Origin of the sequence: Fodinicurvata halophila (genome assembly GCF_042651425.1) — a bacterium.
Taxonomy (GTDB): domain Bacteria; phylum Pseudomonadota; class Alphaproteobacteria; order Kiloniellales; family DSM-21159; genus Fodinicurvata; species Fodinicurvata halophila.
Genome location: NZ_JBHSCW010000001.1, coordinates 553,796 through 569,148, shown reverse-complemented (window position 1 = coordinate 569,148; position 15,353 = coordinate 553,796). Strand labels below are relative to the sequence as shown.

10 protein-coding genes are annotated in these 15,353 nt (G+C 64.1%); 6 read left to right on the top strand and 4 right to left on the bottom strand.

Annotated features, from left to right (window positions below):
- Window positions 1–54: 54 nt before the first annotated feature.
- The 6 genes from ACFOW6_RS02650 to ACFOW6_RS02625 all read left to right on the top strand — a co-directional run bounded on the left by ACFOW6_RS02650 (window position 55) and on the right by ACFOW6_RS02625 (window position 7,790).
- Window positions 55–1,566: a tripartite tricarboxylate transporter permease gene (locus ACFOW6_RS02650; RefSeq protein ID WP_382420774.1), complete on the top strand. Its 1,512-nt coding sequence runs from the start codon at window positions 55–57 to the stop codon at window positions 1,564–1,566.
- A gap of 58 nt (window positions 1,567–1,624) precedes the next feature.
- On the top strand, window positions 1,625–3,217 hold the full coding sequence (locus ACFOW6_RS02645; protein WP_382420773.1) for a gamma-glutamyltransferase family protein: 1,593 nt from the start codon (window positions 1,625–1,627) through the stop codon (window positions 3,215–3,217).
- Between the two features lie 97 nt (window positions 3,218–3,314).
- Window positions 3,315–4,316 (top strand): acetamidase/formamidase family protein, encoded by a 1,002-nt coding sequence (locus ACFOW6_RS02640; RefSeq protein WP_382420772.1) that lies wholly within the window; start codon window positions 3,315–3,317, stop codon window positions 4,314–4,316.
- A gap of 276 nt (window positions 4,317–4,592) precedes the next feature.
- Entirely contained in the window at window positions 4,593–5,648 is a 1,056-nt protein-coding gene (locus ACFOW6_RS02635) for an ABC transporter substrate-binding protein (RefSeq protein WP_382420771.1), read from the top strand.
- A 68-nt stretch (window positions 5,649–5,716) separates the two neighbouring features.
- Window positions 5,717–6,946, top strand: a complete 1,230-nt coding sequence (locus tag ACFOW6_RS02630) for an ABC transporter permease (RefSeq protein WP_382420770.1) — start codon at window positions 5,717–5,719, stop codon at window positions 6,944–6,946.
- Between the two features lie 16 nt (window positions 6,947–6,962).
- Window positions 6,963–7,790 carry an ABC transporter permease gene (locus ACFOW6_RS02625; protein ID WP_382420769.1) on the top strand — a complete coding sequence of 276 codons (828 nt, stop codon included), beginning with the start codon at window positions 6,963–6,965 and terminating at the stop codon, window positions 7,788–7,790.
- Between the two features lie 19 nt (window positions 7,791–7,809).
- Here the strand turns inward: ACFOW6_RS02625 and hisD are convergent, their stop codons facing one another.
- The 4 genes from hisD to ACFOW6_RS02605 all read right to left on the bottom strand — a co-directional run bounded on the left by hisD (window position 7,810) and on the right by ACFOW6_RS02605 (window position 15,165).
- Window positions 7,810–9,066 (bottom strand): histidinol dehydrogenase, encoded by a 1,257-nt coding sequence (hisD, locus tag ACFOW6_RS02620; RefSeq protein WP_382420768.1) that lies wholly within the window; start codon window positions 9,064–9,066, stop codon window positions 7,810–7,812.
- Window positions 9,067–9,136: 70 nt separating this feature from the next.
- On the bottom strand, window positions 9,137–10,279 hold the full coding sequence (locus tag ACFOW6_RS02615) for an ABC transporter ATP-binding protein (protein ID WP_382420767.1): 1,143 nt from the start codon (window positions 10,277–10,279) through the stop codon (window positions 9,137–9,139).
- 200 nt (window positions 10,280–10,479) lie between these two features.
- The gene (locus ACFOW6_RS02610) at window positions 10,480–11,988 is read right to left on the bottom strand and encodes a WG repeat-containing protein (RefSeq protein WP_382420766.1); all 1,509 of its coding nucleotides are present in this window, start codon (window positions 11,986–11,988) and stop codon (window positions 10,480–10,482) included.
- Window positions 11,989–12,108: 120 nt separating this feature from the next.
- A complete protein-coding gene (locus ACFOW6_RS02605; protein WP_382420765.1) occupies window positions 12,109–15,165 on the bottom strand; it encodes a VWA domain-containing protein in 3,057 nt (1,018 codons plus the stop codon).
- Window positions 15,166–15,353 lie beyond the last annotated feature (188 nt).

Here is a 15,353-nt window from a genome sequence, read left to right as displayed (position 1 = left end):
GAGAGATGCGGGACAGCTACAGTCGGTTCGAAACCATGGTGAAGCGAGAGAGTCATGTTTGAAGGCTTTGGAGGTGCGCTCGGCCAGATCTTCCAGTTGGCCACGATCCTCACGATGCTGGTCGGCGTCGTTGCGGGACTCATTGCCTCGGCGATCCCGGGTTTCACCATCACCATGGCGATCGTGCTGACCCTGCCACTGACCTTCCACATGCCGGCTATCCAGGGCGTGGCCACCATGCTGGCGGTCTATGTCGGCGGCCTCTGCGGCGGCATGATCTCGGCCGCCCTGCTGAGTATTCCGGGCACGCCCTCGGCGGTGGCGACCACCTTCGACGCCTTTCCCATGGCGCGCAATGGCGATCCCGGCCGGGCACTCGGCCTGGGTATCTGGGCCTCGTTCTTCGGAACCATAATCTCGGTCATCGTGCTGGTGCTGGCGGCACCGCCGCTGGCGCTCATCGCCATCGAGCTGGGGCCCTGGGAGTATTTCGCCCTCATTGTCTTCGCGATGACCGTCATCGCCAGCCTGGTCGGCGAATCCATCCTGCGTGGCATGATCGCCGGCATCCTGGGCATGTTCCTGGCCACCATCGGCGACGATCCCATCATGGGCGCCCAGCGCTTCAGCTTCGACCTGCAGATGCTGCAGGCGGGCCTGCCCTTCCTGGCCGTGCTGATCGGCATCTTCGCGGTCAGCCAGCTGTTGAGCGAGCTGGAGGATATCGGCCGGGTCCAGCGCGGCAAGGCGCTGGTGGACAGCCCCATCGTCTTCCGGCCCTTCCAGTTCATGCGCGAGACGCTGTCGCGCCCGGTGAACCTGATCCGTTCGTCACTGATCGGCGTCTTCATTGGCGCTGTACCCGGGGCCGGTGGCTCCATTGCCAACCTGCTGGCCTATGACCAGGCGCGCCAGGCCTCGAAGACACCGGAGAAGTTCGGAACCGGAATTTCCGAAGGCGTCGTGGCCTCGGAATCGGGCAACTCCTCGACCGCCGGCGGCGGCCTGATCCCCATGATCGCGCTCGGTATTCCCGGCAGTGCCGTGGACGCCGTGCTGATCGCCGCCCTGATGGTGCACGGCATCTCTGTCGGGCCGCGCCTGATGGTGGACAATCCGGAGCTGGTCCAGAGCATCTTCGTCGCCATGGTCGTGGCCGCGGTGATGATGCTGGTGATCGCGCTCATGACCATGCGCTATTTCCTGATGGTCACGAAGGTGCCCAAGCACGTCATTGTGCCGCTGGTCCTGGTGTTCTGCGCCGTCGGCGTCTTCGCGCTCAACAACCGCGTCACCGATGTCCATCTGCTGTTCTTCGTCGGTGCGCTCGGCTACCTGCTGAAGAAGATGGAGTATCCGCTGGCGCCGCTGGTGCTCGGCGTGATCCTGGGGCCGATCGCCGAGACCAACCTGCGCCGCGCGTTGATGGCCGACGAGGACTGGACGCTGTTCTTCACGCGCCCCGTCTCGGCCGGCTTCTTCGTGCTGGCGGTCATATCGATCCTGCTCTTCGTCCGCTATCGCTATCGCCAGCGGAAGAAGGCGCAAGAAGCCGACACCGGGTGATGCAGGAGCCCGGTACCATCCCTAGAGTTCACACAGCACAGGAAGAGACTGTTTCGCCATGCCCATGACGTTCGAGTTTCCTTACCCCTCCCAGCGCATGCCGGTCATGGCGCGCAACATGGTGGCCACCTCGCAGCCGCTGGCCGCCCAGGCCGGATTGCGCATGCTGCAGCAGGGCGGGAATGCCGTGGATGCGGCGCTGGCCGCCGCCATCGCGCTGACGGTGGTGGAACCAACGGGAAACGGTCTGGGCAGCGATGCCTTCGCCATCCTGCATGACGGGCAGGGGCTGCATGGGCTGAACGCCTCGGGCCGGGCGCCGGCCGCCTGGACCCCGGAGCGCTTCGCCGGTCGCGACAGAATGCCGGAGCGCGGCTGGGACGCAGTGACCGTGCCAGGGGCGGTTTCAGCTTGGGTGTCGCTGTCGGAACGTTTCGGACGGCTGCCCTTCGAGGCATTGTTCGAGCCGGCCATCGCCTATGCCGACAAGGGCTATGCGGTCACGCCGATCATCGCGCAGCTTTGGGCCAACGGGCAGAAGGTGCTGAAGGATCAGCCGGGATTTGCCGAGGCCTTCCTGCCCGAAGGACGTGCCCCCGCGGCCGGTGAGCTGTACAGGAATGCCGCGATGGCCCGCAGCCTGCGCCTGATCGCCGAGACCCGCGGCCAGGCCTTCTATCGCGGCGAGCTGGCCGAGAAGATGGCGGCCTTCTCTGGACGACACGGCGGCGCGCTCAGCCTGGAAGACCTGGCCTCGCACGAACCCTTCTGGTGCGAGACCGTCAGCAAGAGCTATCAGGATGTCGAGGCGCACGAGATACCGCCCAACGGGCAGGGGATCGCCGCGCTGATCGCGCTGGGCATTCTCGATCACACGCAGGTACGCGAGTACGGGGTGGATTCCGTGGAAGGCCTGCACCTGCAGATGGAGGCCATGAAGCTGGCCCTGGCCGAGGTCCATGCCCATGTGGGCGATCCCGAGACCATGGAGATCGCGCCGACGCAGATGCTCGAGCCCGCCTACCTCGAGGCCCGTGCGGCCGAGATCGACCCGAAGACGGCCAGTGACCCCGGGCATGCGATCCCGCGTCCCGGCGGCACGGTCTATATCACGGCCGCCGATGCCAACGGAGCCATGGTCTCCTTCATCCAGTCGAACTACCAGGGCTTCGGCTCCGGAGTGGTGGTCCCGGAGACAGGTATCAGCCTGCAGAACCGCGGCGCTGGCTTCCGGCTGGAGCCGGGTCATCCCAACTGCGTCGGACCCCGCAAGCTGCCGTTCCATACCATCATCCCGGGGTTCCTGACGCGCGGCGGAGAGCCGCTGACCAGTTACGGCGTGATGGGCGGGCCGATGCAGGCCCAGGGCCATGTGCAGATGGTGCTGCGCATGCTGGATTACGGCCAGACTCCCCAGACGGCCAGCGATGCGCCGCGCTGGCGGGTGACCAAGGGGCGCCGGGTGGCCATGGAAGCAAGCTTCCCGGCGGAAACGCTCGAGGGCTTGCGCGCCCTGGGGCACGAAATCAGCGTGGAGCCGCCGGAAGCCGCCTTCGGTTTTGGCGGGGCGCAGCTGATCCATCGCATGGACAACGGCATCTACATCGCCGGATCCGATCACCGCAAGGACGGGCAGGCGGTCGGTTTCTAGCGCTTCCTTCCGAAGCGCCTCTTGCGGAGCGTCTTTGGAAGGACGAGGCTTTGGCAGGAGATGATGCACGGCAGAGCAGCGTGTGGAAGGAGGCGACATGACCCAGGCTGCCGACTGGTTGCAGACGTCCATCATGGAGACGCGCGGCCTTACCCGCGGGCGTTCGGGGACGACTCATGAACTGACGCCCGAAAGGCAGGGCACCTACCACTATACCATCGGCCCTTATTCAGAGCCGGTGCTGACGGTCCAGCCCGGTGACCGGGTGACCTTCTGGACGCAGGACTGCTTCGAGGGCCGTATCCGCGACGAGGCCGATCTGCCGTCCCAGGTGCTCGAGATGCCCTTCATCAATCCGCAGTGCGGGCCCGTCCTGGTGGAAGGCGTCGAGAAGGGCGACGTCCTGGCGGTCCATATCGAATCGATGAGCCCCTGGGGCGAGAATCCTCGGGGAACCTGCTGCCTGGTGCCGGAGTTCGGCGGCCTGACCGGGACGACCCACACCGCCACCCTGAACGAGCCGCTGCCGGAGGTCGTGCGCAAGATTCATTTGGATCAGGAGCATGTCTACTGGAGCGATCGGGTCACCCTGCCGTACAGGCCGCATGTGGGCACGATCAGCTGCTCGCCGGAGATCGATTCCATCAACGCCCTGACACCCGACCAGCACGGGGGCAACATGGACATGCCGGACATTTGTCCCGGCAATATCGTCTATCTGCCCGCCAAGGTGCCGGGGGGCCGCTTCTTCATCGGCGACTGCCATGCCTGTCAGGGCGAGGGGGAAGTCTGCGGCGTGGCCGTGGAGTACCCTTCGATCACCACGCTGCGCTTCGATGTCATCAAGGGATGGACCATCGCCTGGCCGCGTCTCGAGGCCGAGGATTTCCTCATGACCATCGGCAGCGCGCGTCCGCTGGAGGATGCCATGCGCATCGCGTACCGGGAGCTCGTCTTCTGGCTCGTGAACGACTACGGCTTCGACACGTGGGATGCCTACATGCTGCTGAGCCAATGCGGCCAGGCGAAGCTGGGCAATTTCGTCGATCCAAAGTATACTATCGGTGCGGCCGTGACGAAGGGCTATCTTGCCGCATGACGTCCGCACTTGGGCGTTACAAGGGGCCTGTCGGCGGCATCCTGACGCAGCATAAAGTCAGGCCCGGCCCCGGGACATGTATCCGGGTATGAGGGGCGCTCTCGCTGGCCTTGGGACGTGCGTTGCAGCCCCTTCGCGGCCCCCTTCTGGTGGTGGTGAATGCCATTATCAGGAGAGACAAGGAAATAAACAACTATTGGTGATATGGACAAAGCGCTGCAAATTCCGTAGCTTGCAATGCGGACAGAAGATTACCGATAAGAAGAAGGAGGCATTATGTCTGTAGCAAGAAACATGACGCTGGGTGTGGCGGTTGCCGCCATGGGGGCCATCGGCCTTTCCGGAAGCCTGGCCGCTCAGGAGAGGGACCTGACCGTCGTGTCCTGGGGCGGATCCTACCAGGATGCCCAGCGGGCCGCTTACTTCGAGCCCTTCCAGGAAGACACCGGGATTTCCCTGCTGGAGGAAAGCTTCAACGGCGGACTCTCGAACATCACTTCCCAGGTGGAGACGGACTCAGTGATCTGGGACGTGGTCCAGCTGGAGGACCCGGAGCTGCAGCGCGCCTGCCAACAGGGCTATCTGGAGCGCCTGCCGTGGGACGAGATCGGCGGTCGTGATGAGTTCATGGAGGGCGGTGCCAGCGAATGCGGGGCCGGCACGATCGTCTGGTCCGTGATCATGGCCTACAATACCGATCGGGTCGAAGGCTCGCCCAGCGGTTGGGAGGACTTCTTCGATGTCGAGGAGTTCCCGGGCACGCGCGGCCTGCGCCGCGGGGCGAAGTTCAACCTGGAAATCGCACTCATGGCCGACGGGGTCGCACCCGAGGACGTCTATGACGTGCTCCGCACCGAGGAAGGCGTGGACCGGGCCTTCGCCAAACTGGACGAGCTCAAGGAGCATATCCAGTGGTGGGAAGCCGGTGCCCAGCCGCCGGAATGGCTCGCCGCCGGGGACGTTGCCATGTCGACCTCCTATAATGGGCGCATCGACAGTGCCATGCAGGAAGGCGCGCCCATCGACATGGCCTGGGAAGGCCAGGTCTATGCGATCGATTCCTGGGCCATCGTCAGGGGATCACCCAAGATGGATCAGGCCCTTGAATTCATCGATTATGTCAGCAAGCCGGAAAACATGGCGGAACTCCAGAAAGAGATGACCTATGGTCCGACGAAGGAGGCCGCCTTCGAGTACGTTGACGAGTCGATGACCAGCAAGCTGCCGACGGCTCCGGACAACCTGGAGGTCGCCCTGCTCAACAACACGGAGTTCTGGGTGGAGAACCAGGAACGCCTGGACCGTCGTTTCAATTCCTGGGCATCCGAATAACAACAAGCGTTCGCGTTCTGGCGGTCGGGTCATAGGCCCGACCGCCTTTCTATTTGGAGTCCTCGTCCATGGCGGCCTTCAGTACCGCGGATCTCAAGCAGAGACTTCGCCGGGCGGAGCGGCGCAAGCGGCTCGGATCCCTTGGCCTTTTCGCGCCGTCCATCCTGTTCCTGACGATCTTCTTCGCCCTTCCCATCGCCCTGATGCTGTATCGGGCCGTCCAGAATCCGGAGGTCATAGAGGCCTTTCCGGAGACCATGGCCGAGATTCAGCAGTGGGACGGCGAGGGCATGCCCCCCGAGGAGGTGATCGCCACCTTCGCCGAGGAATTGAAGGTGGCCCGGGATGAGCGTCAGCTCGGCGGACCGGGCCGGCGCCTGAACTACGAGATAGCCGGGTATCGCGGGCTGCTCAGGACAACGGCCTTTGGCCTGCCCGAGGAGGAGCCCGAAGCGAGCTGGCGGGACACCCTGATCGAAATCGACGAGCGCTGGGGAGAGAGCCAGTACTGGCAGGCCCTGCAGGAGAATTCCAGCTGGATCACGTTTGATTACCTTCTGGCGGCGGTCGACCTGGAGCAGGCAGACGACGGCAGTATCCAACAGGTTGCCGAGAATCAGGCCATTCACGTCGACCTGTACCTGCGCACGCTCTGGATGGCCTTCGTCATTACGGGGATCGCCCTGTTGCTGGGTTATCCCATCGCCTACCTCATGACCAACAGTTCCGGCCCCACCCAGGGAATCCTGCTGGTAATGGTGCTCTTTCCCTTCTGGACGTCGCTGCTCGTGCGCACGGCGTCCTGGATGGTGCTGCTTTCGCGCAACGGACCACTGAACAACCTGTTGGTCAGCCTGGGATTGACCGATGCGCCGCTGGAAATGCTCTACAACAGGTTCGGTGTGTATGTGGGCATGGTGCATATCCTGCTGCCCTTCATGATCATGCCCATCTACGCCGTCATGCGCGGCATTCCGCACTCTCACATGCGGGCCGCGGCATCGCTGGGGGCGCCGCCGCTGAAGGCCTTCCGCCGGATCTACCTGCCGCAGACGATGCCGGGAATCACCGCCGGCTGCCTGCTGGTCTTCATCCTGGCGGTGGGCTTCTACATCACGCCGGCGCTTCTGGGCGGTCAGAGCGACCAGATGGTCAGCTACTTCATCGCCTATTACACCAACGAGACCCTGAACTGGGGACTGGCCTCCGCGCTGGCCGCCATCCTGCTGCTGATGATCTTTGTGCTCTATGCGATCTTCACGCGCTTGACGGGGTCGGGCCGCATCCAGGTCGGTTGAAGGAGAAGGACGCGAGATGGCACCGCCGCTCCATGCGACACGCTCACAAGTGGCCGGATACTATGGCCTGCGGGTCTTCGTGGCCCTGGTCTGTCTTTTCCTGGTGGCCCCGATCCTGACGATCATACCGCTGTCGTTCAGTTCCGGGACTTTCCTGTCCTACCCGATGCCGGGATTTTCGCTGCGCTGGTACGAGGAAGTGCTGGCGCCGCGGCCGTGGATGTTCGCGCTGCGCAACAGCCTGGTCGTCGCGCTCGGCGCCACGGTCCTCGCGACCACGCTGGGTACGTTGGCGGCTCTGGGCATGGCCCGCAAGAACCTGCGCGGACTGGCCGTCATCAACGGCTTCCTGCTGTCGCCAATGATCGTGCCGTTGATCATCACCGCGGTGGGGCTCTATTTCTACTTCGCCCAACTGGGTCTGACCAACAGCTTCCTGGGGCTGATCCTGGCCCATACCGCCCTCTGCCTGCCCTTCGTTCTGGTGACGGTGGCGGCCACCCTGGAGGGGTTCGACGGCACCCTGGTTCGTGCCGCCCAGTCTCTCGGCGCACCGCCGCTGACGGTATTCCGCCGTGTCATCCTGCCGATTATCTCGCCGGGCGTGGCCTCAGGCGCGCTTTTCGCCTTCGCGATTTCCTTCGACGAGGTGGTGGTGGCAGTGTTTCTGGCCGGCCCGTCACAGAGGACCCTGCCTAAGCAGATGTTCTCGGGGCTGCGGGAGAACATCGACCCCTCGATCCTGGCAATGGCGACCCTGCTGGTGGTCCTGGCCACCTGCCTGATGATCGTGGCCGGCCTGCTCAAGCGGCGCAGCGAGCGGCTGCGCGGGGCGCGGAATTGATGCCCGTTCAGACGATTCTCTAGACGACGCTGTCGTCCAGGCGCAGGGCCGCCGCGCGGCGGTGACCCTCCATGCCTTCACGTTCCGACTGGCGCACGGCGTAGGGGGCGATCTCCTCGACACCGGCTGGTTCCATCCACTGATGGGTACAGGTCTTGAGGAAGGTTCCGACCCACAAGCCGCCCGTGTAGCGGGCGTTCGTTCCCGTCGGCAGGATGTGGTTGGTGCCGCAGATCTTGTCCGAATAGACGACCGAGGCCTCGCGGCCGATGAAGAGCGAACCGTAGTTGCGCAGGCGGCGGCCCACGCCGTGCGGATCCCGGGTGTGAACCTGCAGGTGTTCCGGCGCGATCCGATCCATGTAGGCGATCGCTTCCTCGAGATCGTCACAGAGGGCGATCTCGCCCTGCTTTTCCCAGGCCGCCCGGGCCACTTCAGCGGTGGACAGGCTCGAGAGTTGCCGTTCGATCTCCTCCAGCGTCGCCTCGCCCACGTCCCGTGAGGTGGTCACCAGACCAGGCCGAGAGGCCGTGTCGTGTTCCGCCTGTCCCAGCAGGTCGGCAGCGATCCAGCGCGGGTCGCCGCTGTCGTCCGCAAGCGTGTAGATCTCGCTGGGACCGGCGAGCTGGTCCAGCCCGACCGTACCGAACACCTGGCGTTTGGCCTCGGTGACAAACTTGTTGCCCGGTCCGACGATCATGTCCACGGCAGGGATGCTTTCCGTGCCGAACGCCATGGCCGCAACAGCCTGTGCCCCGCCGACCTGGAAGATCCGATCGGCGCCGGCGAGGTGCGCCGCGGCGAGGACCGCCGGATGGGTGTTCGGCGGCGTGCAGGCGATGACCTCCTCGACGCCCGCCACCTTGGCCGGGATGATGCTCATCTGGGCTGCGGACAGCAGGGGATAGCGACCGCCGGGCACGTAGCAGCCGGCGCGGTAGACCGGGATGTGGCGATGGCCAAGATGAAGCCCGGGCCGGGGTTCGCATTCCAGTTCCTTCAGGGTTTCCCTCTGCCGCCTGGCGAAGTCGGTGATGCGCTCGATGCCGTAGCGCATGTCCCTTTCGAGAGCCTCGTCCAGGCTCTCGATCGCCTCGGATATCTGTTGCGGTGAAACCTCCAGCGCCTCGAGCCGAACCTTGTCGAACTGCTCGGTAAAGCTCCTGAGAGCCGCGTCCCCCCCGCTGCGGACGTCGTTCAGGATGTTCGCGATGGTGGTTGTCAGATCACTCTGATCCTGGGCGTTCTGCGGTTGCGGTGCCTTGATATGTCTCATGGAAAGCTGTCTTCCGGGAAATTTCTTCTGGTTTCGGGCAGGTGGTCCTGTTGGCGGACCGTCAGAGTATCTAGGCGGGATCCAGGGCGCGGCAGTCATCGGCCTGCCAGCCGATGTGCAGGTTGTTGCCCACCTGGAGGCCGCCACGGTTTTCCGTGTTGGGAACCTGGATGATGAACTCTTCTTCGCCGCCGAAGTCCACGCCCACGCGGATATGATCGCCCATGAAGATGGTTTCGAGAATTCTGGCCTCGAAGGCGTTGTCGCAACCCTTGGCGCCTTCGCCGATGCGGATCCGTTCGGGACGCACGGACAGGGATGTCCTGCTGCCGGGCCCGCCGGTCTTGATGTCCAGGGCCTTGACCTGATTCCTGCCGTCGTCCAGTTGCACGAGGCAGTGGTCGCCTTCGCTGCTCTCGACCTTGCCGTTCAGGCGGTTGTTCTTGCCGATGAAGCCGGCGACAAAGGCGTTCCCGGGCGCGTCGTACAGCGTGTCGGGTTCAGCGAGCTGCTGGATCTCGCCGGCATCAAACACGGCCACCCGGTCCGACATGGTCAGCGCCTCCCCTTGGTCATGGGTCACATAGACCATGGTGACGCCCAGCTGTTGATGGATGTGCTTGAGTTCAATCTGCATCTCTTCGCGCAGGTTCTTGTCCAGCGCGCCGAGGGGCTCGTCCAGCAGCACCAGTTTCGGCTCGAAGACCAGGGCGCGGGCCACGGCGACGCGCTGCTGCTGGCCGCCGGAGAGCTGGTTGGGCTTGCGGTTCCCGAAGTCCTGCAGGCGCACGATCTCCAGTGCGCGTTCCACGCTCTGCTGGGCGTCCTTGCGGGAGATGCCCCGCACGTCGAGCGGGAAGCGCAGGTTCTCGGCTACGGTCATGTGCGGGAAGAGAGCGTAGTTCTGAAAGACCACGCCGATGTCTCGCTTGTAGGGCGGGACGCGCGTGATCTCCTGCCCGCCAATGCGAATGGTGCCGCCCGTGGGGGTCTCGAAGCCGGCCAGCATCATCAGGACTGTGGTCTTGCCCGAGCCCGAGGGCCCCAGAAGGGTCAGGAACTCGCCACGCTGAACATCCAGGTTCAGCCCCTCTATGACGAGAGTTTCTCCGTCATAGGTCTTGGAGACGTCCGTGATTTCGACGAGGGTTTCCCCGGTTCGTGCGCTTTGGCTGTCTGTCTTGTCCATCCCGGCGGTTGCGGTGCTGTTCATCCTGTTGTCTCTACCCTGTCCAGAGAGTCCGAAGCTGTGGAATTCCAGGGAGATCGCAAGGCCTCACGGTTCCCTGATTCTAATTATGAGGCGGATACCGGGACCCTGGTGGCTCCCGGTATCCGCCTGCTAGAGGTACCCAATCTTCGAGACAGGGTCAAATACTGGCCGTGGCAAGGATCCAGATCGCAGTCGATCGGTCAGCCCTGCTCCCCGTCGGTTTTCTGCTGGCGCAGCACCACCTGGCCGTCCGGGTCCAGGTAGACGTAATGGGCATCGGGGTAGCTTGGCAAGCCGAGGCCAAAGGCGCCTTCGCCGCAGCTTTTTCCGTCATCAGCCACCAGCAGGCGCAGCAATCCGTCATGGAACTCTGTCAGGGTGCTGGTATGGCAGGGAGCCAGGCCCGGAAGCCGCTCCGGCACGAAGGCGATCTGGCCCTGAGTGTCGATATAGGCCAGGACGGACCGCGTGTCCTCTGCCAGCGTCACCTTGACGGGGGCTCGGCCATTGCGGAATGCGCCTCCCATCTCGATTTCAGTCTTCGTGCCGGTTTCCGGATCGTGAACTCGTTCGATCGCGAAATCTTCCTGGTTCATGTAAAGCGTGGTGAAGGCCTCTACGGAGACCGGGGCCAGCCCCTCGGAAAAGGGCCGTGCGGACTCCAGTGTCCATTTACGTGGCAGGACTAACTGACCGGCGGGGTCGATGAAGCCGGCCCCACCCCTTTGCGATTCAGCCGGCGCCAAGCCGTCCACGAAATCTCCGGCATCGGCGTATTCGGCCGGTATGGCGACCTCACCCTGACTGTCCAGCCAGCCGTAGTTCCATTCCAGGTCCTCACTCCAGGAAAACCAGGCCAGGCCTTCCGAGAAGTTGCCCAGTCCGGCCAGTTCCTCTCCGTTCGGAAGTGTGGGGCGATGGAGGCCGCCGTCGCGATCGACAAATACATACTCTGCCTCACTGGTAAAGATCTCCGCCGCCGCGCAGCCTTCCGAAAACAGGTTGAAGGGGGATCCGAAGATCCTTTGATCCTCGACGGTGCTGTAAGAGGGACTCTCGTATTCGGGCTCCAGCACGTACGTCCCGGCGCGATCGATCACGCCCCAGCGTTGCCAACTCCCAACGGCCGCTCGCCCCTCGGAGAAGTTCTCTGCCTGTTCCCATTGTGGCTCTATGACCCAGTTGCCGGCGCGGTCGACGTAGCCCCACTTGTCCTCTCTTGGCATGGGATAGAGCGAGTCACCCTCTGCTTCCACCGGTTGACCGCATGGCAAGGGGCCCTCTGGGGAGGCCTGTTGTGCAGCATCGGCCGAGGGGCCGCCCAGAACCTGATAGAACTCTCCCTGACAGCTGGCTTCTGGCCCGCCGCCTTCCAGGCAGGACCGCAACTGATTCTTGACTTCGGACTCCAGATCCGTGGCCGAGGGATCAACGAGGAAGGTCAGCGGTTTTTCCGCAAGCTGCGGATTCGGATTCTCAAGGTAGGTGAAGCGCAGGCGGCAGTGCTGTCCTTCCTGTCCGACCACATCGTAACGGACGACGGCACCGCTTCCTTCGCTGGTGGTGAATTCACCGGCTTCGCAAGCGGCCACCTTTTCCAGGTAGTAGTCCTCGGTTGGGTGCCAGGTTTCCGGTTCTTCCATTTCGGCCATCGCGGGTGTGGCGAAAGCCAGAAGTGGCAGGGAGCAGGCCAGCAGTTTCTTGCGCATGGCTTTTCCTTCTTGCTGTAAGGAGTGGAGGTCGTGTCGGACCTGAGCGAGGTGCATTAGACGCACTGCTTCTTCATGTTGCTGGCATGTCGGGGACAGCAGTCAGCCAGATGCGGCAGGCTATTGGACGTCTATGATGGAGCGGCTGAGCACTTTCCGGCCCGGTATGTCGAGCAGGCGGAATTCGTACTGTCCCGCGTCCTCGGGAAGGGTAAAGCTCAGGGGCGGGCCCTCCGATGCCGACTGAACCTCGATCCAGGTGAAGTCGGCCTGGTCAGCCTGCGCCAGCGCGATGCGTTGATCTCCGCTTTCGGTATCGACCGACCAGGATATCTCGATGGTCTCGCCGGCAGCTGCCGTTTCCGGAACCTCCAGCGATCCGCCCCGGTCGAGGGCCGCGGTTTCATCGACGATCTCCACATTGTGACGGGCGAGTGTGCGCCGGCCTTCGTCGAGGACATAGCGAACCTCATAGAGTCCCGTCTGTTCGGGGGCTTCCAGATCGGTTTCGCTGTTGCTTCCGACGCGGTCGTGATTGCCGATCTCGCCTTCCGCTGCACCCATTGGCACGATGGTAATGAAATCGCGCCGGTGCGGCGGCGTGCCGCTCCAGGAGATCCCGATTTCCGAGCCGGCCCGCACCTTGTCCGGTCCGCTGAGCTCTATGCCGGCTTCCGTGATCTCAATCTCGGTGGAGGCCAGAGTCTTGCGGCCCTCGTCGAGGACGTAACGAACCTCGTAGAGACCGGGCTCGCTTGGGGCGCGCAGTTCGGTTTCGCTGCTGCCTCCGACGCGGTCATGGTTGCCGATCTCGTCGTCGTCCGACCCCAAGGGCACGATGGTGACGAAGTCGCGGCTATGGATGGTGCCGGTCCAGCTCACCGGGAAGGTGGAGCCGGTGGTGGCACTGTCAGGCGCGCTTATCGTGACCTCGGGCTCGGTGATCTCGATTTCGGCGGAGGCCAGGGGCTTACGGCCTTCGTCGAGGACGTAACGAACCTCGTAGAGACCGGGCTCGCTTGGGGCGCGCAGTTCGGTTTCGCTGCTGTCCCCGATGCGGTCATGGTTGCCGATCTCGTCGCCGTCGGCGCCCAAGGGCACGATGGTGATGAAGTCGCGGCTATGGATGGTGCCGGTCCAGCTCACCGGGAAGGTGGAGCCGGTGGTGACACTGTCGGGGGCGCTGACCGTGACCTCGGGCTCGGTGATCTCGATTTCGGCGGAGGCCAGGGGCTTGCGGCCCTCGTCGAGGACGTAACGAACCTCGTAGAGACCGGGCTCGCTTGGGGCGCGCAGTTCGGTTTCGCTGCTGTCCCCGACGCGGTCATGGTTGCCGATCTCGTCGCCGTCGGCGCCCAAGGGTACGATGGTGACGAAGTCGCGGCTATGAATGGTGCCGGTCCAGCTCACCTGGAAGGTGGAGCCGGTGGCGGCACTGTCGGGAGCGCTGACCTCGACTTCCGGCTCGGTGATCTCGATTTCGGCGGAGGCCAGGGTGCGATCGCCTTTGTCGAGAACATAGCGGACTTCGTAGAGCCCGGTATCGGCCGGTGCCTGGAGCTGTCCCTCGCTGTCTTCCCCGACGCGGATGTAGTCGGTGTAGGCGCCCTCGTCGGTGCCCATCGGCACGATGGTGATGTAATCCTTGGGATGCACGTTGCCGGTCCAGCTGACCGGGAAGGTGGCTCCGGTGGTCGCCGTCTCGGGCGCGCTGACCGTGACCTCGGGTTCGGTGATCTCGATTTCGGCGGAGGCCAGGGTGCGATCGCCTTCGTCGAGGACGTAGCGGACCTCGTAGAGGCCGGTCTCGGCCGGTGCCTGGAGTTGGCCCTCGCTGTCTTCCCCGACGCGGATGTAGTCGGTGTAGGCGCCTTCATCGGCGCCCATCGGCACGATGGTGATGTAATCCTTGGGATGCACGTTGCCGGTCCAGCTGACCGGGAAGGTGGCTCCGGTGGTCGCCGTCTCGGGCGCGCTGACCGTGACCTCGGGTTCGGTGATCTCGATTTCGGCGGAGGCCAGGGTGCGATCGCCTTCGTCGAGGACGTAGCGGACCTCGTAGAAGCCGGTTTCGGCCGGTGCCTGGAGTTGGCCCTCGCTGTCCTCCTTGACGCGGATGTAGTCGGTGTAGGCGCCTTCATCGGCGCCCATCGGCACGATGGTGATGTAGTCCTTGGGATGCACGTTTCCGGTCCAGCTGACCGGGAAGGTGGCCCCCGTGGTCGCCGTCTCGGGCGCGCTGACCGTGACCTCGGGTTCGGTGATCTCGATTTCGGCGGAGGCCAGGGTGCTGTCGTCCTCGTCGCGCACGTAGCGGACTTCGAACATACCGGTTCCGCTCGGCGCACGCAGGCTGCCCTCGCTGTCCTCCTTGACACGGAAATAGCTGGTGTAAGCGCCCTCTTCGGCGCCCATCGGCACGATGGTGATGTAATCCTTGGGGTGTTGCGTCTCCGCCTGCCAGCTGACCGGAACGGTCTCGCCGCTGATGGCCGTTTCAGGGGCGGTCAGTTCCACTTCGGGGGCGGGCTCCGGCTCTGGTTCGGGTTCCGGGGCCTTGGCCACGGTTGCCCCCACCTCGCTCAAGGCCGTGCCGAGCTCGGCGGCATCGCCGGCCGGAAGAAAGCGTCCGCCCGTGCGTTCGGCGATGCAGGCGACGGCCTCATGCTCCTCGTCCTTGAGGTCGAAGCCGACCACGTGGGCGGTGAAGCCGACACCCATGCGCTCCAGCTCGTCGGCCAGTGCGCAGGGATCCCGCCGGCAGGTCTCGATACCGTCGGTGATCACAACCAGCGTGGCCGGGTTGTCGCGATAGGCGAGGGTTTCGGCGGCCTGTTCAATCGATGTCGTCAGCGGGGTCTTGCCGCGGGGCGTGATGTCTCCGACCTTGGAAAAGAAGGCCTCGCGATCGAAGGGGCCCGGCTCGATAAGGGTCTCGATGTCCTCGCAGTCAGCTTCCCGCCGGTGGCCGTAGGCCATCAGGCCGACGTTGGTGCCCTCCGTCCATTCGCCCATCAGGCTGTCCATGGCATCGCGGGCAATCTCGATCTTGGCGGTGCCGGCGATCTGCCCCCACATGGAATTGGAACCGTCGAAGACCACCATCACATCGTCTGCCGCTGCAGCGGCACCGGTGGCCATGAGCCATGCGATTGCGGCGAGCAGTGCTTTACGCATTGCGGAGTCTCCCCCTATTCCTTGGCAAATGTTAGCGGCAAGGCTCTTGCCGGAGCAAGTTTTCTCACGCCCCACTATTGCTCATTTCACGTCCAGATCCCCCGTTTGTTTTGAGGGGGTGCACGAAAAAACCCCGGCGAGTGCCGGGGCTCAGGTGCCTCCCAAGGGGCCGAGGGCTGTGTTCACGC